This is a genomic window from Sulfitobacter sp. LC.270.F.C4 (genome assembly GCF_032922545.1).
In the GTDB taxonomy this organism is placed as follows: Bacteria; Pseudomonadota; Alphaproteobacteria; order Rhodobacterales; family Rhodobacteraceae; genus Sulfitobacter; species Sulfitobacter profundi.
In genome coordinates this window covers 2,932,059-2,951,855 of record NZ_CP136692.1, presented here as the reverse complement: position 1 = coordinate 2,951,855, position 19,797 = coordinate 2,932,059, and the positions used below count along the sequence as shown (strand labels likewise).

Here is a 19,797-nt window from a genome sequence, read left to right as displayed (position 1 = left end):
CGCCTATTGCAGGCGGCGCAGCAGATCGACCGAAGGCTCGCCGGTCGCGGGCAGGCCCACGCTGGCCTGATAGGCGCTGATCGCCTTGCGGCTGTTTGGCCCGATCACCCCGTCGGTGCCATCGGTATCAAACCCCCGCGCGGTCAGCCGCTGTTGCAGCGCCATCCTGTCGTCCTTGGTCAACCCATTGGCGTCGGGGGGGAAGCTGCCGCGCAGCGGTCCGCCCCCGGCGATGCGGTCGGCCAGATGGCCCACGCCAATCGCGTAGCTGTCGGAGTTGTTATAGCGTTTCAGCGCCCGGAAGTTGCTGGTTACCACAAACTGCGGCCCGCCTGCCTGTGGCTGGATCACGGACCCGGCGCTGGCGGGGATGCTGCCCACTTCGCCGCCCCATTTCACGCCGCGCGTCCAGCTGTTGCGCGACAGATACGCGGCGGTCGAGGCTAGTGCATCGCTGGGGTCTTCCGACCAGATGTCGCGTCGCCCGTCGCCGGTGAAATCCACCGCGAAAGCTTGATAGGAGGTGGGAATAAACTGCGTATGCCCCATGGCCCCGGCCCAAGACCCGGTCATGCGATCGGCGGTGATATCGCCGTTTTGCAGAATTTTCAGCGCCGCGATCAGTTGCTTCTCAAAAAACGCCCCGCGCCGCCCGTCATAGGCCAGCGTCGAAGTGGCCGAAACGACGGGCACATTCCCGCGCCGCTCACCGAAATAGCTCTCTAGCCCCCAAACTGCCGCGACGATCTCTGCCGCCACGCCGTAGCGGTTCTCAATCGCGCTCAGCGTGCTGCGGTGCCGTGCAAAAGCCGCGCGCCCCTTTGATACACGCTCGTCCGAGGCCGCGATGGCGAGGTAGTCTTCCAAGCTGCGGCTGAATTCCGTCTGGTTACGGTCCCGTTTCACGACGCCGGGCAGGTAGCCCGCGCCGCGAAACCCTTGAGCCAAGGTGTTGGCGGAAATCCCTTGTGCCGAGGCACGGCCCTTAAACGCCGCGACCCAAGCGTCATATCCCGCGTTGGGCACTGGGCGCAGATCGTCCGGCACCCCTGCCGCTGCTGCGGGGCCAAGCGCGCCGCCCCCCGTAGAGCAAGCCGAGGTCAGCCCCAGAGCGGCGAGGCCGAATGCGAATGTTCTGCGTGAATGTCTCATAAACCTGCCTGTCGCTGCTTGTTGCGTTTTGCGCAGCATATCGCAGGCAGGTCGCCCGGCAAGGCGAGATCACTAAGCTGGCAAGGCTTTGCCGAGGAAAACTTGGCCGCTGAGGCTTATTGTCCGGGCTGGTAGAGCGGCACAGTCGACATCGACATCTTGGCCGACCCGTCCTGCACCTGCTGGCTGTGGCTGATGTAGATCAGCGTATTGTTCTCTTTGTCGAAAATACGCTTCACCCGCAGGGTTTTAAAGATGATCGAGCGGCGTTCGCTAAAGACATTCTCGCCTTCATCATCCATCTCGATATCGCCAACTTCAATCGGGCCGGTCTGGCGGCAAGAGATGGAGGAGTTCGACGGGTCTTCGAACCAGTTGCCCTTTTGCAGCCGGTCAATCAAACCGCGTTCGAAATAGGCCAGATGACAGGTCACGCCCTTGACCTTGGGGTCGGCCACGGCTTCGACGATGATGTCATTGCCCAACCAGTCCACATCGACATTCCCAACCTGTTCGGCAGGGGCGGCAGTGGCGAAAAGGCAGGCGGAAAGGGCGGCGGCGCGCGCGAATATCTTGTTCATGGCAGGCAAACGCGCGACGGGCAGGGCGGTTCCCTAGGCTCCGCCAAATTTTCGACAGTCTCTACCGCCGCTCTGCCAAGGCGCAAACGGCTTCGTGCTGGCTTAGAAAGACCTCGCCGGTGAGGTCATCCAGAAAATGACTGCGCTTCAGCCGGTCCATCACCGGGCCCTTCACCTCGCTCAGATGCAGCCGGATATCGGCATCCCGCAGCCGTGTGTTGATCGCCTCAAGCGATTCAAGCGCCGACAGGTCGATCTCATTCACCGCCGGGAACATCAGGACCACATCGGTCAGTTCGGGCTTTTCGGCGGCATGGCGTGCCAATTGGTCTTCAAGGTACCGCGCATTGGGAAAATATAGGCTTTCGTCCACCCGCAGCGACAGCACATGGGGCTGGGTCTCAACCTCATGGCGCAGCACATTGCGGAAATGCTCAGTCCCCGGCACCCGGCCCACCACGGCCATATGCGGGCGCGAGGTCTTGTAAAGATGCACGAGGATCGAGGTGATGACCCCTGCGCTTACGCCCGCTTCCACGCCGAAGATCAGCGTGAGCAGGATCGTCACGCTCACGGCAGCGAAATCGGCGTGGCTGAAGGCCCAAGCGCGTTTGAGGATCGAGAAATCTACGAGGCTCAGCACCGCGACGATGATCGTGGCGGCCAGCGTGGCTTTGGGCAGGAAATAGATCAGCGGTGTCAGAAACAGCGCCGCGAGCGCGAGCCCGACGGCGGTAAAGGCTCCCGCGGCGGGCGTCTCGGCCCCCGCGTCGAAGTTCACCACAGAGCGTGAGAACCCCCCGGTGACCGGGAAACCCCCGGTGAAGGCGGCCCCAAGGTTCGCACTGCCCAGACCGATGAGTTCTTGATCCGGATCGATGCGCTGGCGTTTCTTGGCGGCCAATGTCTGCGCCACGCTGATGCTCTCCACAAAGCCGATGATAGAAATCAGCAGCGCGGGAATGAACAACTGTGACAGCAGGTCAGGCGAGAAGGAGGGCAGGGTGAGCGGCGGCAGGCTTTGTGGAACGTCGCCCACGATGGCCACGCCGCGACTGCCCAGATCAAAGGCCCAAACCGCCAGTGTGGTGCCGACGATCGCCAGAACCGGGCCCGTTTTTGCCCCGATATCGGCCATGCGTGACCCCAGCCCGATACGCAAAAGCAAGGTTTTCAACCCGCCCCGCACCCAGAACAGGAAAGCCGTCGCGGTAACGCCCAGCAGAAGGGTGATGGGGTTCACCTCCCCCAGATGCGCCCAAAGGCTGGCGAGGATTTCGACCAGCGTATGGCCTTCGCCTTCGACCCCCAGAATATGGCGCAACTGGCTGGCGGCGATCAGAATGCCCGAGGCGGTGATGAACCCCGCGATCACAGGGTGAGACAGGAAATTCGCCAAAAACCCCAGCCGGAACAGCCCAAGCGCCAGCAGCATCGCGCCCGACAGAAACGCCAACGTTAGCGCCGCGGTGACATAGCCCGCCGTGCCAGCTTCGGCGATGTTGCCCACCGCCGCCGCCGTCATCAGCGACACCACCGCCACGGGCCCCACTGCCAGCGCCCGGCTGGTTCCGAAAATCGCATAAAGCACAATCGGCGCGATGGAGGCGTAGATGCCAGCCTCGGGCGGCATCCCCGCAAGCAGCGCATAGGCCAGCGATTGCGGGATCAACATGATGGTGACGATCACCGCCGCCACCAAATCTCCGGTGAATTGGCCACGGTCATAGCGGCGCCCCCAGTCGAGGATCGGCAGATATTGCGCAGGGGGCCGCAGGGTCATGTCAGGCAATCCGTCAAGGGGAAGGGGCCGCCCCGAAGGGCCGCCCGGTCTGGTTTAGTCGAAGCGGTTCACCGGCAGTTTGAGGTAGTGATTGCCGTCATCCTCTGCCGGGGGCAGGCGCCCGCCGCGCAGGTTGATCTGCAAGGCCGCAAGGATCCGATTGGGCAGCGAAAGCGTCGCGTCTCGCTTCTGGCGGCGCTCGATATAGTCCTCGCGTTTCGTGCCGTCCTTGACGTGGATGTTCTTGGCCTTGTGCTCATCAACCGTGGCTTCCCACGTCGGTTCCTTGCGGTCATCGGTGCCGTAGTCATGGCCGATGTAAAGCCGCGTGTCGCCGGGCAGGGCGAGGATGTCTTGGATCGAGTCCCAAAGCTCTGCCGTTCTGCCACCCGGAAAATCCGACCGCGAGGTGCCCGCATCGGGCTGCATCAATGTGTCATGCACGAAAGCTGCATCGCCGCAGACGTAGGTGATCGACCCCAGTGTGTGACCGGGCGACAGCATCACCTTGGCGTTTAGTTCACCGATCTTAAACGTTTCGCCCTCTTCAAACAGATGATCAAAATCGCGGTCGGGGTCAAAGGCGTTTGGCAGGTTGTAGAGGTCCGCCCAAATCTTGGCGATCTCAGGCACCAGCGCACCGATGGCATTGGGCGCTCCGGTCCGTTCCTTCAGATGGGCAGAAGCCATGACGTGGTCCGCATGGGGATGCGTATCAAGCACCCATTCCACGCTCAGGCCATGCTCTTTCACAAGGCCCAAAACCTGATCCATGCTCTCGGTCGTGAACTTGTAGTTCTTCGGGTCAAAGTTCCAGACTACGTCAATCAGCGCGGCCTTCTTGGTCGCCGGATCGGCGCAGATGTATTGGATCGAGCCTGTGTCGGGCTCATAGATGCCCCAGACATCGGGGCTGCCCGCACCGGTTGAAGGGGAATGCCGCACGACGGGTGTATTCAGAGGGTCGCTCATCAGGCAGGTCCTTTCTTGGTTTTGGTCATCAAATCAGGGGTGTGGCGGGCGATCCACATGCCGCCCAGCATGAAGGGGACAAAGATCAACGTGCCACTGGCCGCCAAGGGCAGGGCAGTCAACGCAGGGCCGGGGCAAAAGCCGCCCAAGCCCCAGCCGATGCCAAAGATCGCAGCGCCGGTCAGCAGTTTCGGCTCAAGATCGTTGCGGGTGGGAACGCGGAACGTGGTGTCGAAATAGGGGGTCTGACGGCTGCGGAACAGCCATGCAAAGCCCGGTGCTGTCACTGCGATCGCACCGCCCATGACAAAGGCGAGGCTGGGATCCCATGTGCCAAAGACGTCAAGAAAGTTCAGCACCTTGGCAGGGTCCGCCATGCCAGAGACGATAAGGCCAATGCCGAAGACGAGGCCGGAGAGGAGGGCGAATATCTGTTTCATATCAAGCCCCTAACACATGCCGCATGACAAACACGGTCACGAAAGCCGTTGCCATGAAGGTCACCGTTGCCACGATCGACCGCGCCGAGCCACGGCTGATGCCGCAGACCCCATGGCCCGAGGTACACCCATTGCCATAGGTCGCGCCAAAGCCGACCAGCAGCCCGGCCAGAGCCATCAAAAGCGGGTTCGAAGGCACCCACTGCTGCGGCCACCCGCCCGAGACAATCAACCAAAGCGGTGCTGCCAGCAAAAGCCCCAGCACGAAGAAGAACGAAACGCCCCGCGCTTCGCCGTCACTGCTGCGCGCAAATAGCCGTGAGGTCAGCCCGCTGATGCCCGCGATGCGCCCGTTCGTCGCCATCAGCAGTACTGCCGAGGCTCCGATCAGCGCGCCGCCGCCCAGCGACAGCCAAGGTGTGAATTCGGTTTCCATCTCTCAACTCCTTACGCGCCCGCCTTGGCGGCTGGCTTGTCTCAGACTGTCATTTAGTATATATTACCCATTCCTAATATTCAATGATGCTAATATGAAAAACTCGGACGATTTCTTGGACGGTGACATTGCCGGAGCGGCTGCCCTGATGACGATGCTCGCATCAGAGGCGCGGTTGCAGATCTTGTGCCGGCTGCTGGGCGGAGAGCGTTCGGTTGGGGATTTGGCGCAGGCCTGCGGGTTGTCGCAATCCACCATGTCACAGCAGCTTAAAAAGCTGAAAGAAGCGGGGCTTGTGGACAGTCGCCGCGCGGGGCAGACGATCTTTTACCGGGTCAAAGGGCAGGAGGCCGTGGCCGTTCTGGAAACGCTGCACGGCCTCTACTGCGCGCAAAAATAATGCGCCCGGTAAAACCGGACGCCTCTTTCACGCTTTGCTATCCGCGTAGGATTTGACGAACTGGCCGATCTTCTCTTCGGTCAGGTCAATGCCGCGTGATTTGCCTTCTTGCAGGGCCGTGTCACCGTCCCATCCCTTGTCTGCCGCAAGGGCCATCAGCGTCATCGCCCCGGCCCGTTTGCCCGAGGCGCAGTGCAGGAACACCGGCTGCGGCAGGTCGTCCAGTGACTTGCGGAATTCGTCCACCGTCTCGGGGCCAAGCGTATCGGGCGTGACCGGATGGTGCAGGTAGTTCAGCCCCAGCTTCTCGGCCACCAGCCGCTCTTCATCGGGGGAGAGGCAGCCTTTTTCATCCGAGGCGCGGAAGTTTACCACTGTTTTCATCCCGGCCGAGGCCGCCTGTTCCAGTGCTTTGGCATCTGGTGTGAACGGGGCCACGTTATGCGTGGGGTCGATGGTCGCGATCTTCTGGCTGTCGTCGGTCATTCTGGCCTCCTTCTCTGCGCGGGTGTCGTTTTCCCGCAGGCAATGGTTTCAGCAGCCTAACACCAGATCGACGCAACTGTTCCCTGCTCACCAAGTGGGCAGGGCGGCGGCCGCCTTATCCGAGTATTAAAGTCAGGATTGTCACTGCCGCCCGATTTTGTTAGGCAGCAGGCAGAAATTCCGCTTGGCGCGAGAGGTGCTGCGACGATTCTGCCCAGCCGTGGCAGGCGCCCCAGCAGCGCGCCGTGATCAAAGATAAACCCATCGGGAGCCACCCCCATGCCGCATTTTCGTTCCGCGTTCCTCGCGGCCCTGTCCCTGACCATTGCCCAAGGCGCCGCCGCCGAGACGCCTGCCGCCGCAGCGGCGGCTGCGGCCCCCTCGCTCAAGGTCGAATTGAACGCCGCCGACACCACGGAGGCCAATTGCAAGCTGACCTTCCTCATCACGAACGACCTCTCCGCCCCCTTGGACATGGCAGTTTTTGAAACCGTGCTGTTCGACCGCGAAGGCACCGTGAACCGGCTGACCCTTTTCGACTTTGGTCAATTGCCCGTAGGCCGCCCGCGCGTGCGCCAATTCGTGGTGCCGCAGACCACCTGCGAAAACCTTGGCCGTATCCTGTTTAACGGTGCGCAAAGCTGCGAAGGCGCGGGGATCGCGGCGGGCACTTGCGAAAACGCGCTGGCCCCAGCAACCCGGACCGAGATCGAGGTGCTGGGCTGATGGATCAACTGGATGAACTGCTGACCCCTCTGCGGGGCATTGCCGAAACCGGTGGCCCGGTGGTGGTAATCCTCATGGCCGTGGCAGTGCTGACCCTCGCCGTGGCACTTTATAAAACATGGCAGTTCCGCGCCGCCGCCGTGGGCCGCCACCGGGCGCTGTCCGAAGCGGTCAATGCTTGGGAGCGCGGCGATGCCGCCGCTGCGCGCTCTGCGCTGGGCCGGTCGAAAAGCTACCTCGCCCCGGTGATCGAACTGGCCATGTCTACGCCCGACGCGGGCGCTTCGCGCTTGCAGGCCGAGGCCGAGTTGCGCTTTGCCAAGCTGGAGCGCGGCTTTCGTCTGCTCGATTCCGTGGCGCAGCTTGCCCCGCTCTTGGGCCTCTTCGGCACGGTTCTGGGCATGATCGAAGCCTTCCGCGCCTTGCAGGATGCAGGGTCGCAGGTGGATCCTTCGATCCTCGCGGGGGGCATCTGGGTGGCGCTTCTGACCACTGCGGTGGGCCTCGTCGTTGCCATGCCGACCGCGCTGGTGCTCAGCTGGCTGGAGCAGCGGATGGAGACCGAGCGCGTCATCGCCGACAAGGCGATCCTCACCGTGCTGCATCCCGGCCAGAACGCGGCCCCCGCCGCCACACCTGCCGCGACCCAATTTGCCGCCGCCGCGCCCCGGCCAGCCCATGGCTAGGCCACGCCGGCGGCGCAACCGCCTCTCCATGACCTCTCTGATCGATGTGATCTTTCTGCTGTTGTTGTTTTTCATGCTGACCTCGACCTTCTCCAAATTTGCCGAGATCGAATTGGCCGCAGCGACATCCGGGGCAGGGGCCGAGACGGGGGCGAAACCGTTCTTTTTGCAACTGACCACCGAGGGGCTGCGCCTCAATGGCGATGCGCTGGCGCTTGACGCGCTGACCGCCAGCCCCTTGGCCGAGGCCGAGAAGGGCACGCCGCTTCTGGTCTCGCTCGGGGCCGAGGTCGAGGCGCAGGCGCTGGCCGATCTGCTCATCGCGCTGCGCGCCCTGCCGGGGCTCAGCGTCTCGGTTCTGGAGGGCTGACCATGCGTCCTATCGCCAAGGCCAAACCGCAACGCGAACCGACCATCGCGCTGATCAACATCGTCTTTCTGATGCTGGTCTTCTTCATGGTCGCGGGCACCCTGTCGCAGCCGCTGGATTCCGATCTGAACCTCGTGGAAACCCGTGAGCTTGAGGGCCGCGCGCCGCCCAATGCGCTGGTGGTCCACGCCGATGGCCGCATGACCTTCGCAGGCCAAGACCGCGCCAGCGTGGCTGAATTCATCGACGCGCTCCCCGAGGAAGAGCGCGACACCGTGCGGCTGCTGCCTGACCGCGCGCTGCCCGCCCGCCGCCTTGTGGAGCTGACCCGCGAGCTGCGCGGGGCGGGGGCAGAGCGCGTCATGCTTGTCACCGAAAGGGCGCTGCAATGATCCCCCGGTCCGGTCTTGTCAAAACATTCTCCGTCGGTATCGCCGCCAGCCTTGTGGTGGGCGTGTCGCAGCTCGCGCAAATTGACGACAGCGCCAAGATCGCGGGCGGCGGAGCGCCCGCCGCGGCCCAGCTTGGCACCCGGTTTGAGGATATGGCCGTCGGCACTCTAGAGGCAGAACCGGTGGAAGAGATCACGCCGACCCCCGAGCCCGAACCCTTGGAGACCGCCGAGGCGCCGCCGCCGACCCCCGCGCCAACGGTTACGCCCACGCCTGCCGCCGAGCCAATGCAAGCGGTGAAGGCAGAGCCCATGCACGTGGCCCCACCTCCCGCCACTGCGGCGCAGACACCCGTCTTGCCTGCCCTGACCCCGGTCGAAACCCCGCCCGAGACCACCAGCGCCACGCCGACCATCACAGCCACGGCCCCGGTGCCCCCGATCGAAACCCTCACCGCCGAGGCCGAGGACGATGCGCCACGCCTGTCGCAGCGCCCACAGCGCCGCGACCCCGAACGCGCCGCCGAGGCCGCCAAGAAGGCCAAGCCCAAGCCGCAGCCGAAACCCCAGAAAACCAAGCCCAAGCAAACCAAGCGCGGCAATGCGAAGCGCGACAACACCAAGGGCGCGCAGACTGCCAGCCGGGCGGGCAACGCCGCGCAGTCCGGCACCCGTCAGCGGGCCGCAGCACCTGCGGGCAACGCGGCGGCCAGCAACTATCCCGGCCAAGTGATGAGCCGCATCGCCCGCGTCGGCAAACCGCGTGTTCGCTCACGCGGGACCGCCGTGATCGCCTTTTCCATTGGCGGGGGCGGGCAGTTGGCTGGCGTTCGGGTGGCGCGCAGTTCCGGGTCGGCGGCGCTGGACCAAGCGGCGCTTGGCATCATCCGACAGGCCGCACCCTTTCCGCGCCCGCCCGCCGGGGCGCAGCGCAACTTCTCGATCCAGATCAAAGGCCGATGAGCGGGCGGAGGGCTCAGCCCTCCGCAATCACCCCGTCGACGGCCTTGCCCAGCATCTCGACCGTCATCTCGATTTCTTCGGGCGGAGAGGTAAAGGCCGGAGCCAGCAGAACGTGATCCCCCGCCGTGCCATCGGCACAGCCCTGCGCGGGATAGCAGATCATCCCGGCCTCCATCGCCGCCCGCTGAATCTTGCCCGCAAGGTTGCGGCTCACCTCAAAGGGCGTCTTGCTGTCGCGCTCGGCCACCAATTCGATGGACCAGAACAACCCGCGCCCGCGAATGTCACCGACATGGGCATGCTGGCCGAACCGCTCGCGCAGCGCCGTTTCCAACTGCTGCCCCCGCGCGCGCACCGCGCTCAGCAAATCGCGGCTCTCGACCTCTTGCAGCACAGCCAGCGCCCCCGCCGTCGCCACCGCGTGCGACATATAGGTATGCCCGTTCCACAGATTGCCGCTGCCCGCCATGATCGCGTCGATCACGCTTTCGCGGGCCATCACCGCCGCGATGGGCTGGTAGCCCGCGCCTAGCCCCTTGGCCATGGTGGTGATGTCGGCACAGATACCTTCCTGCTCAAGTGCGAAAAGGCTGCCGGTGCGCCCCATGCCGCACATCACTTCGTCGGCGATGAGCAGCACGCCGTGGCGGTCACAAATCTCACGCACCCGCTTGAAATACCCCGCAGGCGCGGGTTGTGAGCCGAGCGATGCGCCCACCACCGGCTCAGCCACAAAGGCGGCGACTGTCTCCGGCCCCAGTTCAACGATCCGCGTCTCCAACTGATCCGCCAAGCGTTGCGCGAAATCTGCCTCGCTCTCGCCCTCGCGTTGCAGGCGGTAGGCATAGGCCGCGTCGATATGTTCGACATCCATCAGCATCGGCGCAAAGGGCGCGCGGCGTCCGGCATGGCCGCCCACCGCCAGCGCGCCCAGTGTGTTGCCATGATAGCTGGGCTTGCGCGCGATGATTTTCGCCCGCGCTTTGTCGCCCCGCTCCAGATGATACTGCCGCGCGAGCTTCAGCGCGGCTTCCATCGCCTCGGACCCGCTGCCCAGATACATCACCCGCCCTTCGCCAGTGCCCTCAGGCGCGCGGGCGATCAAATGGTCGGCCAAAGCCTCTGCCGGGGTGTTGGTGAAGAGGCCGGTATGCGCAAAGGCGAGCTGGTCCATCTGCGCGGCGACAGCGGCGCGCACGGCGGCGTTGTCATGTCCAAGGCTCGACACCGCAGCGCCGCCGCAGGCATCCAGATAGCGCTTCCCCTTGTCATCAATAAGGAAATTTCCCTCTCCGCGCACGATCACAGGTTGCGTGGCGCGCAGGTTACGGTGCAATACATGGCTCATCGTAGAATCCGATCCTTGGGGTCGACCCTATTTACCGCTTCGCTTGCTGACTGCCACATTAATCAGCACACCGCGCGTATTCGGAAAAGCTTGGGCTGACCTAGGGTCAGGAGAAGCTTGACAGGTAAATTATTTTATCAAACGGTAAAATACCTAACCAACGGGGGATATAATATGACACAACGCAATCTCACACGCCGCTTCCTATTGGGCACGGCGGCCATGCTGGCCGGGGCCAGCCTTTTGCCACAGGGCGCGCTGGCTGCCGAGCCGCTTAAAGTGGCTGGCGTCTATACCGTGCCTGTCGAACAGCAATGGGTCAGCCGCATTCACAAAGCTGCCGAAGCCGCACAGGCGCGCGGCGATATCGAATATACCTTCACTGAAAACGTCTCCAACACCGACTACGCCCGCGTGTTGCGCGAATATGCCGAGGCCGGGAACCAGTTGATCGTCGGCGAAGTCTTTGGTGCCGAAGCCGAGGCGCGCGAGGTTGCCGCCGATTACCCAGATGTGGCTTTCCTCATGGGCTCCAGCTTCAAGCAAGATGATGCGCTGCCCAATTTCGCGGTCTTCGACAACTACATCCAAGATGCGGCGTATCTGTCGGGCATCATCGCCGGTGCCATGACTGAGAGCGGCAACATCGGCATGGTCGGCGGCTTTCCCATCCCTGAGGTCAACCGCCTGATGCATGCCTTCATGGCGGGTGCCGCGGAAATGAACCCCGATATCAAGTTCCAAGTGAGCTTTATCGGCTCTTGGTTCGATCCGCCCAAAGCCAAGGAAACCGCATTCGCCATGGTGGAGCAGGGGGCCGACGTTCTCTATGCCGAGCGTTTCGGCGTGTCGGACGCGGCGCAGGAAAAGGGCATTCTGGCCATCGGCAATGTGATCGACACGCAAGCCGAGTACCCCGAAACCGTCGTCGCCTCGGCCCTGTGGCATTTCGAGCCTACGCTGGATGCCGCCATCGCCGCGGTCAAAGCAGGCGAGTTCATGGCCGACGACTATGGCCGCTATTCCTTCATGTCCGAGGCCGGGTCTTCACTGGCTCCGCTTGGCACCTTCGAGGGCAAGATCCCGCAAGAGGCGCTTGATCTGGTCAAGGAACGCGAGCAGGCGATCAAGAATGGCTCCTTCACCGTCGACATCAACGACGAAGAACCGAAGTCCTCTTAATGACCGATCCAAGACCCGAGGCGCAGGTTGTCCTGCGCCTCGATAATATTACCAAACGATTTGGCAAGCTCACCGCCAATGACGCGATCAGCTTTGATCTGCGGCAGGGCGAAGTCATTGCCCTGCTGGGCGAAAACGGCGCGGGCAAGACCACGCTGATGAATATCCTGTTTGGCCATTACACGCCCGACGAAGGCCATGTCGAAGTCTTCGGCCAAGGTCTGCCCGCGGGCAATCCGCGCGCCGCGCTGGCCGCAGGCGTGGGCATGGTGCACCAGCATTTCACGCTGGCCGACAATATGACCGTGCTGGAAAATATCGTGCTCGGCACCCGCTCGATCTGGCGCCCCGGTTTTGGCCGTGCGCAGGCGCGTCAGCGGATTGTCACGCTGATGGAGGACTACGGGCTGAGGGTGGACCCTGATGCACAGGTCGGCAGCCTGAGCGTGGGTGAGCGGCAGCGGGTTGAGATCCTCAAAGCCCTTTACCGCGAGGCGCGTATCCTGATTTTGGACGAGCCCACCGCCGTTCTCACCCCGCAAGAGACCGACGATCTTTTTGCCACCATGCGCAAAGCCGTGGCGCTTGGCCTCTCGGTGATCTTCATCTCGCATAAACTGCATGAGGTCATGGCGATCTCGTCCCGTGTCGTGGTGCTGCGCCATGGCAAGCTGGTGGCCGAAGCCAAGACAGCCGAGACTGACCGCGCGCGGATGGCGCAGATGATGGTGGGCTCAGAAGTCGCCGCTCCCGTGGTGCGCCGCGCCGATCCCGGCGAGGCACTGGTCACGCTTGCAGGTGTCACCACGCCCGACATCGGCTCTGCGCCGGGGCTGAAAAACGTCGACCTCGAACTGCGCGCAGGTCAGATCACCGGCCTCGCTGGGGTCTCCGGCAACGGCCAAACCGCCCTTGCTGACCTTATCGGCGGGCTGCTCCGCCCGGCCTCTGGTACGTTTCACGTGAAAGGCGATGCGCCCCGCGGCTGGTCGCCCCATGCCGCGATCAGCGCCGGCATCGCCCGTATTCCCGAAGATCGCCATAAGACCGGCACCATCGCCGATTTCGACCTCACCGAAAACGCGGTGCTCGAACTCTATTCCCGCCCCGGTTTCTCCCGCCACGGCTGGATGAATTGGCGCGCCGCGCGTGATTTTGCCGCCAAGATCATCCAAGGCTACGACGTGCGCTGCCCCGGTCCCGAAACCCGCATTCGGCTGCTTTCAGGCGGGAACATGCAAAAGCTGATCCTTGGCCGCGTGCTGGAGACCGCGCCCGCCGTGGTGCTGGCCAACCAGCCGGTGCGCGGACTCGACATCGGTGCGCTAACTTACGTCCACGAACAACTCCTCGCCGCTCGCGATCGGGGGGCGGCAGTGCTGCTGATCTCCGAAGACCTCGACGAGGTCACGGCGCTCTCGGACGTGATCCACGTGATCTCGGAAGGCCGATTGTCGCCCGGTTTCTCTCGTGGCGAACTCACGCCCGCCGAGCTTGGCGTCTGGATGGCCGGGGACGGTTTCGAGGAGACATCCCATGCGGCTTGAACCCGTCGCCAACCCGACATGGACCCGCTCGCTGGGCCTGCCCGCGCTGGCGCTTTTCGCTACGGTGGTTGCCGCGTCTTTGCTGGCGATGGTCGCAGGCGCGCAGCCGTTTTCAGTGCTCGGCCTGATCGTTAAGGGCGCCTTCGGCTCCAAATTCGCCACGCTGGAGACGCTCAACCGCGCCACGCCGTTGATCTTTACCGGTCTCGCCGTGGCCGTCGCCTTTCGCGCGAAACTGTGGAACATCGGGGCCGAGGCGCAACTTTACATGGGCGCGGTGGTCACTGTGGTCTTGGGCACCGGCGCGCTGGCATGGCCCGCCTTTGCCCTGCTGCCCACCATCGCCGTGGCTGCCATGCTCGGCGGTGCGCTGGTGCTGCTGGTCCCGACCTTTCTGAAAACCCGCTTCGGCGTCGATGAAGTCGTCACCACGCTTTTGCTCAATTTCGTCGTTCTGCTTTGGGTCTCTATGCTGCTCGAAGGGTCATTGAAAGACCCGATGGGCCTCGGCTGGCCCAAATCCGCGCGGCTCATTGGCGAGGCGCGGCTGCCACGCATGGTCGACGGGCTGCGCCTGCACTGGGGCTTTGGCCTCGCACTGATCTCTGCCCTTATTGTCTGGGTCATCCAGCGCCGCACCACGCTCGGCTACGAGATGCGCGCCGTGGGCCTCAACCCCGCAGCGGCACGTTTCGCGGGCATCCCGGTGAACCGCGTGCTGATCAAAACCGCACTGCTGTCGGGTGGCCTCGCGGCCCTCGCAGGGTTTTCCGAAGTGGCAGGGCTGAAGGGAAGCCTCACGTTGGATATTTCGCCGGGCTTTGGCTACACCGGCATCATTGTCGCCATGCTGGCGCTGCTGAACCCGCTTGGCGTGGTGGTCGCCGCACTCTTCGTCGCGGGCATCTTCGTTGGCGCTGACAGCATGAGCCGCGCAGCCGGGGTGCCGACGTATCTGGCTGACATCATGCTGGCGCTGGCGCTTCTGGCGATGGTGCTGGCGATCATGCTGACCAAATTCCGGGTGAGGCGCGACTGATGGATATTCTCGACATTCTCCTTCAGGCGAGCTTTTGGACCGCCGCCATCCGCATCGCCTCGCCGCTGATCTTTGCCGCTCTGGGCGAGTTGATCTGTGAGCGAGCAGGGGTGCTGAACCTCGGCATCGAAGGCATCATGGTCGTCGGCGCTTTTGCTGGCTGGCTTACCGTCTATCTCGGCGGCGGGCTGTGGTTCGGTGTGGCGGTGGCGATGCTTTCGGGCATGGCCTTCGGACTTGTGCATGGGGTGCTGACGGTGCCCTTTGGCCTCAGCCAGCATGTCGTCGGCCTTGGCATCACGCTGCTGGCCACATCGCTGACCTACTATTGCTACCGTCTGGTGCTGCCCGAGGTCACCTCGCCGCCGAAGATTGAAGCCTTCCAACCGCTTGAAATCCCGATCCTCTCCGATATCCCCGTGATCGGCCCTGCGCTTTTTAACCAAACGCCGCTGACCTATCTCGCCTTTGTGCTGGTCGTCGCTGTGACGTTGGTCCTTTACCGCACGCCCATGGGCCTTGCCCTGCGCGCAGCGGGCGAAAACCCGGCCGCGGTCGAGGCGCAGGGCCTCAGCGTTTCCGCCATCCGCATCGGCGCGGTCATGGTCGGCAGCGGGTTCATGGCCGTGGGCGGGGCGTTTCTGACGATGAGCGCGTTCAACTCCTTCTTCTTTGAGATGGTCAACGGACGCGGCTGGATCTGCATCGCACTGGTGGTCTTCGGCTCATGGAAACCGGGCAAGACGCTCTTGGGCGCGGTGCTGTTCGCCGCTTTCGACGCGTTGCAGATCCGCGTGCAGCAGACGCCACTCGGCGCGGATATTCCCTATCAAATCTTCCTGATGGCGCCTTATATCCTGTCGATCCTCGCGCTGGTCGTGATGTCCCGCCGGGCACAGGTGCCAGCGGCGCTGATGGTGCCGTTCAACAAGGGGGAGCGCTGAGTTGGCACTTCCCATCACGCCCTTCGCCGGGCCAAATCAATCACACGAGTAACCCCATGTTCGACCTCATCATCAAAGGCGGCACACTCCCCGATGGCCGCAGCACCGACATCGGCATCAAGGCCGACAAAATCACCGCCATCGAAGACCTCTCTACCGCTGAAGCGCGCGAGACCATCGACGCCAGCGGCGACCTCGTCAGCCCGCCCTTCGTCGACCCGCATTTCCACATGGATGCCACGCTCAGCTACGGCACCCCTCGGATCAACGCCTCCGGCACGCTGCTCGAAGGCATCGGCCTCTGGGGCGAACTCAAAGAGGTCATGACCCAAGACGAGGTCAAAGCCCGCGCGCTGGAATATTGCGACTGGGCGGCCTCGCTCGGCCTGCTGGCCATCCGCAGCCATGTCGACACCTGCGATGATCGTCTGCTGGGCGTCGAAGCCCTGCTCGACGTGCGCGAAACCGTCAAAGACTACATCGACCTGCAACTCGTCGCCTTCCCCCAAGACGGGCTCTACCGCGACCCGACGGCGCATGAGAACACCATTCGCGCCCTCGACATGGGCGTCGACGTTGTCGGCGGCATCCCGCATTTCGAGCGTACCATGGCCGATGGTGCCCGTTCCGTCACAGCACTCTGCGAACTCGCCGCCGAGCGCGGCCTGATGGTCGATCTGCATTGCGACGAGACCGACGACCCCCATTCGCGTCACATTGAGACGCTGGCCTATGAGACCCAACGCCTCGGCCTACAGGGCAGGGTGGCTGGCTCGCACCTCACTTCAATGCATTCGATGGACAACTACTATGTCTCGAAACTGTTGCCGCTGATGGCCGAGGCTGAGGTCGCCGCGATTCCCAATCCGCTGATCAACATCACCCTGCAGGGCCGCCACGATACCTATCCCAAACGCCGTGGCCTGACCCGCGTGAAAGAGATGCAGGCCATGGGCATCGACGTCGGATGGGGGCAGGATTGCGTCATGGACCCGTGGTATTCCATGGGCACGGGCGACATGCTCGACGTGGCCTTCATGGGGCTGCATGTGGCGCAAATGACCTCGCCCGAGGAAATGCACCGCTGTTTCGACATGGTGACGAATGTGAACGCGCGGATTCTGGGCTTGCAGGACTATGGCCTCAAGGTCGGCGCGACGGCCTCCATGGTGGTGCTGGACGCGGGCAACCCGATTGAGGCGCTGCGCCTGCGGCCCGACCGTCTGTGCGTGGTGGCCAAGGGGCGGGTGATCTCACGCCAGTCGCGCAATGATGCGCGGCTCAGCCTGCCCGGGCGGCCGGACAGCGTACGCCGCCGCCACAGCGCACATTCGTAAAACCGCTCTCTAGCTGACTTTTGATCGGCCCCTCTCACCGGGGGCCGATTTCGCATCTAAGGCCGATTGAACTCCGCTGCATCCAATGCTATGTTAGCGCTAACCGCGCCAATCCGCCCGAAACCGGGCCACCGGAGGACCCACCATGACCACAAAAATCGCGATCAACGGCTTTGGCCGCATCGGACGTTGCGTGCTGCGCGCGCTGATCGAGAACGGCTTTGACGGGATCGAAGTCGTTGCCATCAACGATCTGACCGATGCCGAAAACCTGTTGCACCTGCTGAAATACGACTCCGTCCATGGTCGCCTGACCGCGGACGCGGAATTGAAAGACGGCAGCCTGCATGTCGCAGGCCAGACCATCCGCATGACGGCGGAACGTGACCCGGCGAAACTGCCTTGGGGCGATGTCGATGTGGCCTATGAATGCACCGGTTTCTTCACCACGCGCGATGCGGCGGCGAAGCATTTGGAAAACGGCAGCAAGCGGGTGCTGATCTCGGCCCCCGGCAAGGGCGTTGACCGCACCGTGGTCTACGGGGTGAACCATCAAGAACTGACCGCCGAAGACGTGATCGTCTCCAACGCCTCTTGCACCACCAACTGCCTCGCTCCGGTGGCCAAGGTGCTCGACGACACCTTTGGGATCGAGACCGGCTATATGACCACGATCCACGCCTATACCGGCGACCAGCCGACCCACGACAGCCCGCACCGCGATCCGTATCGGGGCCGCGCCGCTGCCTTGTCGATGGTGCCAACGTCCACCGGTGCCGCTGCCGCGATTTCCGAGGTAATCCCGCATCTTAAAGGCGTGCTCGAAGGCTCTGCCGTGCGGGTGCCAACGGCCAATGTCTCGCTCGTTGATCTGTGCATCATGCCCAAGAAAACCGCCACGGCAGAGGCGGTGAACGCGGCGATGCAAGAGGCGGCCAACGGTGCGCTGAAGGGCGTGCTGGCCTATGAACCCGCGCCATTGGTTTCGGCTGATTTCAACCACGATCCGCATTCCTCGACCCTTGCCCCCGAGCAGACGCGGGTGACCGATGGCGGCATGATCCGCGTGGTCAGCTGGTACGACAATGAATGGGGTTTCTCGAACCGCATGAACGACACCGCGCGTGCGCTTGCCGCGTTGATCTAAGCCGAGAGTTCTGGGGCGCGGGGAGGTCCTTCCCGCGTTCCACTCTACAGCGACGCCGCCGCTCGGCTCGCTTGGTCATATTGCCCCGACATCGCCCGAAGCTGCGCTGCTATCTGGCGCAATTCCTCGCCCGAGATATCGGTGCGCGGCAATCCATCGAGAAAGCAGGCCTGCCGGATCGCGCGATAGGCTTCGCAAAGATCGGACCCCGCGGCGGAGGTGCGATAAAACACCTCCTTCCCGCGCTTTTCGGCACTCAGCAGTTCGGCCTTTACCAATTTGCGCAGCGCATAGTTCACCGTATGCGTGTCTTCGATATTCAGCAGAAAACAGATATCCGTCAGCCGCTTTTCCCGGCCCCGGTGATTGGCGTTGTGCAGTACGAGGATTTCCAGCGGCGTCAGATCTCCATTGCCCGCCGCCGCCATGCAGCGCGACATCCAGCGGGTGAAAGCATTGTAAGCGATGATCATCCCGTATTCGAGTTCAGAGGCTTCCCAACCATCGCCCTCGGCCAAGTGGCGCGAAGAGACGATCCGGCGTGACGGGGTTGGGGGTACTTCTTCCGACATGCGGTGCCTCCGGTTGTTTTATCCGGATAACGTTACCAAGACGCTGACGAGTTACAAGCGTTCCGGCCTGTGCTGCGGTGGGAAGATCAAATTGCAACAGGTTGCACTGCCACATTCATGCCATCTTCCGTGAGGGCAGCGGCTTTGTTAGGCTGGCGTTAATAAAAATACGTGAGGCAGGCAGGGCAGCAATGAAAACGGGCTTTCGAGGCACGTTTGTCATCAGCTGGTCGCAAACAGAGATCGACGGTCTGGAGGCCGCGCCGGTTCAGTCGCTCGAACTGGGCTCGGCTTGGTCGTGGCGCGGGGATACTCTCCGTGTGGATGGGCCGAACGATGTGTTGCGGCTGGATATGGCGGACGGGGCAGAGCAGCTGCGTAAACGCGCGGCCCGCAAGGTGCAGCGCCTGATCGGCGCGGCGCTGGAGGAGGGCGGCGTGATGTCTTCCAAACCCCAGCGTGGAGACCATACCGCCCCATCGCTCGACAACAGTTTCATGGTCACCAACGGCGCGCGGACCTACACGGTTACGCTGATTGACGCAGGCCGCGGGCGCACGCCGCTGTTGATGTTTGTCGATGAATTGCCGCCGCGTGATTGCGAGCTTTGGGTGATGCACAGCAGCCTAAAGCCGCTACGCGATGAGCTTTCAGAGGCCGAAAGCGGTGGTGTGATTTGCTTTACCCCCGGCACCCGCATCCGCACGCCCATGGGCAGCGCCCTGATCGAAGATCTGCGCGAGGGGGTGCTGATCCAGACCAAGGACAACGGCCCGCAACGGTTGGAGTGGATCGGCAGCCGCCGGATGAGCGGCGCGCGTCTGCACGCCATGCCGCATCTGCGCCCCGTGCGGTTCCGCTCCGGCGCTTTGGGGATCGCGCAGCCAGACGCTTCACTGCTGGTCTCGCCGGATCACCGGATCGTGCTGAAAGGCCCGCAGGCCCGTGATCTGTTCAATTGTGACGAGGTGCTGGTCGCGGCCAAAGACCTGATTGACGGGCGCAGCGTGGCCAGCGATATGTCCCTGCGCGAAGTGACCTATATCCATGTGCTGCTGGCCGAGCATCAGGTGATGTGGGCCAATGGGGTCGAAACCGAGAGCTTTCATCCCGCCGCAGCCCCGCTCACCAGTCTTGGCGCGCAGGATCGGGCGCGGCTTTTGGCGGCGCATCCGCTGTTGGAGGCTGATCCGCACAGTTACGGCGCGTTCGCGCGGCGCAATCTCAGCACGTCAGAGGCAGCGATCCTGCGGCATGTGGCCTGAGGGCCGGGCGCTGACGCCCGACCTTACGTT

22 protein-coding genes are annotated in these 19,797 nt (G+C 63.3%); 13 read left to right on the top strand and 9 right to left on the bottom strand.

The genetic code is table 11. From position 1 onward, the window contains the following. Positions 1–3 precede the first annotated feature (3 nt). The 6 genes from R1T45_RS18325 to R1T45_RS18300 all read right to left on the bottom strand — a co-directional run bounded on the left by R1T45_RS18325 (position 4) and on the right by R1T45_RS18300 (position 5,364). Complete coding sequence (locus R1T45_RS18325) at positions 4–1,152, bottom strand: lytic murein transglycosylase (RefSeq protein ID WP_317389835.1); 1,149 nt, start codon at positions 1,150–1,152, stop codon at positions 4–6. A 116-nt stretch (positions 1,153–1,268) separates the two neighbouring features. Further along, entirely contained in the window at positions 1,269–1,733 is a 465-nt protein-coding gene (locus R1T45_RS18320; protein ID WP_317389834.1) for a CreA family protein, read from the bottom strand. Positions 1,734–1,794: 61 nt separating this feature from the next. Next, a complete protein-coding gene (locus R1T45_RS18315; RefSeq protein ID WP_317389833.1) occupies positions 1,795–3,516 on the bottom strand; it encodes a sulfate permease in 1,722 nt (573 codons plus the stop codon). A gap of 54 nt (positions 3,517–3,570) precedes the next feature. Beyond that, positions 3,571–4,488: an MBL fold metallo-hydrolase gene (locus R1T45_RS18310; protein WP_317389832.1), complete on the bottom strand. Its 918-nt coding sequence runs from the start codon at positions 4,486–4,488 to the stop codon at positions 3,571–3,573. Next, positions 4,488–4,928, bottom strand: a complete 441-nt coding sequence (locus tag R1T45_RS18305; RefSeq protein ID WP_132445045.1) for a YeeE/YedE family protein — start codon at positions 4,926–4,928, stop codon at positions 4,488–4,490. The genes R1T45_RS18310 and R1T45_RS18305 overlap by 1 nt, the downstream gene beginning before the upstream one ends. Position 4,929: 1 nt before the next feature. Next, positions 4,930–5,364, bottom strand: a complete 435-nt coding sequence (locus tag R1T45_RS18300; protein WP_067628499.1) for a YeeE/YedE family protein — start codon at positions 5,362–5,364, stop codon at positions 4,930–4,932. A 94-nt stretch (positions 5,365–5,458) separates the two neighbouring features. Here R1T45_RS18300 and R1T45_RS18295 point away from each other — a divergent pair, with 94 nt between their 5' ends. Then, a complete protein-coding gene (locus R1T45_RS18295; protein WP_067628498.1) occupies positions 5,459–5,764 on the top strand; it encodes an ArsR/SmtB family transcription factor in 306 nt (101 codons plus the stop codon). Positions 5,765–5,791: 27 nt separating this feature from the next. Here the strand turns inward: R1T45_RS18295 and R1T45_RS18290 are convergent, their stop codons facing one another. Then, positions 5,792–6,250: a beta-lactamase hydrolase domain-containing protein gene (locus tag R1T45_RS18290; protein ID WP_317389831.1), complete on the bottom strand. Its 459-nt coding sequence runs from the start codon at positions 6,248–6,250 to the stop codon at positions 5,792–5,794. Positions 6,251–6,529: 279 nt separating this feature from the next. On the opposite strand from R1T45_RS18290, the gene R1T45_RS18285 reads away from it, so the two are divergent. From R1T45_RS18285 to R1T45_RS18265, 5 genes are read left to right on the top strand one after another with little or no spacing between them, the layout of a single operon-like run. Then, entirely contained in the window at positions 6,530–6,976 is a 447-nt protein-coding gene (locus tag R1T45_RS18285; RefSeq protein ID WP_317389830.1) for a hypothetical protein, read from the top strand. Next, a complete protein-coding gene (locus tag R1T45_RS18280; protein ID WP_317389829.1) occupies positions 6,976–7,662 on the top strand; it encodes a MotA/TolQ/ExbB proton channel family protein in 687 nt (228 codons plus the stop codon). Before R1T45_RS18285 ends, R1T45_RS18280 begins: the two co-directional genes overlap by 1 nt. Beyond that, positions 7,655–8,032 carry a biopolymer transporter ExbD gene (locus R1T45_RS18275; RefSeq protein ID WP_132445053.1) on the top strand — a complete coding sequence of 126 codons (378 nt, stop codon included), beginning with the start codon at positions 7,655–7,657 and terminating at the stop codon, positions 8,030–8,032. The genes R1T45_RS18280 and R1T45_RS18275 overlap by 8 nt, the downstream gene beginning before the upstream one ends. A 2-nt stretch (positions 8,033–8,034) precedes the next feature. Further along, on the top strand, positions 8,035–8,424 hold the full coding sequence (locus R1T45_RS18270) for an ExbD/TolR family protein (protein WP_120350451.1): 390 nt from the start codon (positions 8,035–8,037) through the stop codon (positions 8,422–8,424). Further along, entirely contained in the window at positions 8,421–9,386 is a 966-nt protein-coding gene (locus R1T45_RS18265) for a TonB family protein (protein WP_317389828.1), read from the top strand. The genes R1T45_RS18270 and R1T45_RS18265 overlap by 4 nt, the downstream gene beginning before the upstream one ends. A 13-nt stretch (positions 9,387–9,399) precedes the next feature. Here the strand turns inward: R1T45_RS18265 and R1T45_RS18260 are convergent, their stop codons facing one another. Continuing rightward, a complete protein-coding gene (locus tag R1T45_RS18260; protein ID WP_317389827.1) occupies positions 9,400–10,734 on the bottom strand; it encodes an aspartate aminotransferase family protein in 1,335 nt (444 codons plus the stop codon). A gap of 174 nt (positions 10,735–10,908) precedes the next feature. Between R1T45_RS18260 and R1T45_RS18255 the strand changes: the two genes are divergently transcribed. The 6 genes from R1T45_RS18255 (at position 10,909) to gap (ending at position 17,930) form a co-directional block, all read left to right on the top strand. After that, complete coding sequence (locus R1T45_RS18255; RefSeq protein ID WP_317389826.1) at positions 10,909–11,916, top strand: BMP family protein; 1,008 nt, start codon at positions 10,909–10,911, stop codon at positions 11,914–11,916. Beyond that, positions 11,916–13,463 (top strand): ABC transporter ATP-binding protein, encoded by a 1,548-nt coding sequence (locus tag R1T45_RS18250; RefSeq protein WP_317389825.1) that lies wholly within the window; start codon positions 11,916–11,918, stop codon positions 13,461–13,463. Before R1T45_RS18255 ends, R1T45_RS18250 begins: the two co-directional genes overlap by 1 nt. Next, positions 13,453–14,502: an ABC transporter permease gene (locus tag R1T45_RS18245; RefSeq protein WP_317389824.1), complete on the top strand. Its 1,050-nt coding sequence runs from the start codon at positions 13,453–13,455 to the stop codon at positions 14,500–14,502. The genes R1T45_RS18250 and R1T45_RS18245 overlap by 11 nt, the downstream gene beginning before the upstream one ends. Then, the gene (locus R1T45_RS18240) at positions 14,502–15,446 is read left to right on the top strand and encodes an ABC transporter permease (RefSeq protein WP_132446521.1); all 945 of its coding nucleotides are present in this window, start codon (positions 14,502–14,504) and stop codon (positions 15,444–15,446) included. The genes R1T45_RS18245 and R1T45_RS18240 overlap by 1 nt, the downstream gene beginning before the upstream one ends. Before the next feature lie 56 nt (positions 15,447–15,502). Beyond that, entirely contained in the window at positions 15,503–16,783 is a 1,281-nt protein-coding gene (locus R1T45_RS18235) for an amidohydrolase family protein (RefSeq protein ID WP_132446523.1), read from the top strand. A 145-nt stretch (positions 16,784–16,928) separates the two neighbouring features. After that, positions 16,929–17,930, top strand: coding sequence for a type I glyceraldehyde-3-phosphate dehydrogenase (gene gap / locus R1T45_RS18230; protein WP_132446525.1), 1,002 nt, complete (start codon positions 16,929–16,931; stop codon positions 17,928–17,930). Positions 17,931–17,974: 44 nt separating this feature from the next. Here the strand turns inward: gap and R1T45_RS18225 are convergent, their stop codons facing one another. Continuing rightward, on the bottom strand, positions 17,975–18,502 hold the full coding sequence (locus R1T45_RS18225) for a winged helix DNA-binding protein (RefSeq protein ID WP_120350460.1): 528 nt from the start codon (positions 18,500–18,502) through the stop codon (positions 17,975–17,977). A gap of 191 nt (positions 18,503–18,693) precedes the next feature. Here R1T45_RS18225 and R1T45_RS18220 point away from each other — a divergent pair, with 191 nt between their 5' ends. After that, entirely contained in the window at positions 18,694–19,767 is a 1,074-nt protein-coding gene (locus R1T45_RS18220) for a Hint domain-containing protein (protein WP_317389823.1), read from the top strand. Positions 19,768–19,797: the final 30 nt, after the last annotated feature.

Excerpts from the sequence above, each read along its gene's own strand:
- R1T45_RS18325 (WP_317389835.1), bottom strand. The coding sequence starts at position 1,152 with ATGAGACATTCACGCAGAACATTCGCATTCGGCCTCGCCGCTCTGGGG.
- R1T45_RS18315 (WP_317389833.1), bottom strand. The coding sequence starts at position 3,516 with ATGACCCTGCGGCCCCCTGCGCAATATCTGCCGATCCTCGACTGGGGG.
- R1T45_RS18240 (WP_132446521.1), top strand. The coding sequence starts at position 14,502 with ATGGATATTCTCGACATTCTCCTTCAGGCGAGCTTTTGGACCGCCGCC.
- R1T45_RS18220 (WP_317389823.1), top strand. The coding sequence starts at position 18,694 with ATGAAAACGGGCTTTCGAGGCACGTTTGTCATCAGCTGGTCGCAAACA.
- R1T45_RS18250 (WP_317389825.1), top strand. The coding sequence starts at position 11,916 with ATGACCGATCCAAGACCCGAGGCGCAGGTTGTCCTGCGCCTCGATAAT.
- R1T45_RS18255 (WP_317389826.1), top strand. The coding sequence starts at position 10,909 with ATGACACAACGCAATCTCACACGCCGCTTCCTATTGGGCACGGCGGCC.
- R1T45_RS18320 (WP_317389834.1), bottom strand. The coding sequence starts at position 1,733 with ATGAACAAGATATTCGCGCGCGCCGCCGCCCTTTCCGCCTGCCTTTTC.
- gap (WP_132446525.1), top strand. The coding sequence starts at position 16,929 with ATGACCACAAAAATCGCGATCAACGGCTTTGGCCGCATCGGACGTTGC.
- R1T45_RS18275 (WP_132445053.1), top strand. The coding sequence starts at position 7,655 with ATGGCTAGGCCACGCCGGCGGCGCAACCGCCTCTCCATGACCTCTCTG.
- R1T45_RS18305 (WP_132445045.1), bottom strand. The coding sequence starts at position 4,928 with ATGAAACAGATATTCGCCCTCCTCTCCGGCCTCGTCTTCGGCATTGGC.
- R1T45_RS18285 (WP_317389830.1), top strand. The coding sequence starts at position 6,530 with ATGCCGCATTTTCGTTCCGCGTTCCTCGCGGCCCTGTCCCTGACCATT.
- R1T45_RS18245 (WP_317389824.1), top strand. The coding sequence starts at position 13,453 with ATGCGGCTTGAACCCGTCGCCAACCCGACATGGACCCGCTCGCTGGGC.
- R1T45_RS18235 (WP_132446523.1), top strand. The coding sequence starts at position 15,503 with ATGTTCGACCTCATCATCAAAGGCGGCACACTCCCCGATGGCCGCAGC.
- R1T45_RS18270 (WP_120350451.1), top strand. The coding sequence starts at position 8,035 with ATGCGTCCTATCGCCAAGGCCAAACCGCAACGCGAACCGACCATCGCG.
- R1T45_RS18290 (WP_317389831.1), bottom strand. The coding sequence starts at position 6,250 with ATGACCGACGACAGCCAGAAGATCGCGACCATCGACCCCACGCATAAC.
- R1T45_RS18225 (WP_120350460.1), bottom strand. The coding sequence starts at position 18,502 with ATGTCGGAAGAAGTACCCCCAACCCCGTCACGCCGGATCGTCTCTTCG.
- R1T45_RS18295 (WP_067628498.1), top strand. The coding sequence starts at position 5,459 with ATGAAAAACTCGGACGATTTCTTGGACGGTGACATTGCCGGAGCGGCT.
- R1T45_RS18260 (WP_317389827.1), bottom strand. The coding sequence starts at position 10,734 with ATGAGCCATGTATTGCACCGTAACCTGCGCGCCACGCAACCTGTGATC.
- R1T45_RS18310 (WP_317389832.1), bottom strand. The coding sequence starts at position 4,488 with ATGAGCGACCCTCTGAATACACCCGTCGTGCGGCATTCCCCTTCAACC.
- R1T45_RS18280 (WP_317389829.1), top strand. The coding sequence starts at position 6,976 with ATGGATCAACTGGATGAACTGCTGACCCCTCTGCGGGGCATTGCCGAA.
- R1T45_RS18265 (WP_317389828.1), top strand. The coding sequence starts at position 8,421 with ATGATCCCCCGGTCCGGTCTTGTCAAAACATTCTCCGTCGGTATCGCC.
- R1T45_RS18300 (WP_067628499.1), bottom strand. The coding sequence starts at position 5,364 with ATGGAAACCGAATTCACACCTTGGCTGTCGCTGGGCGGCGGCGCGCTG.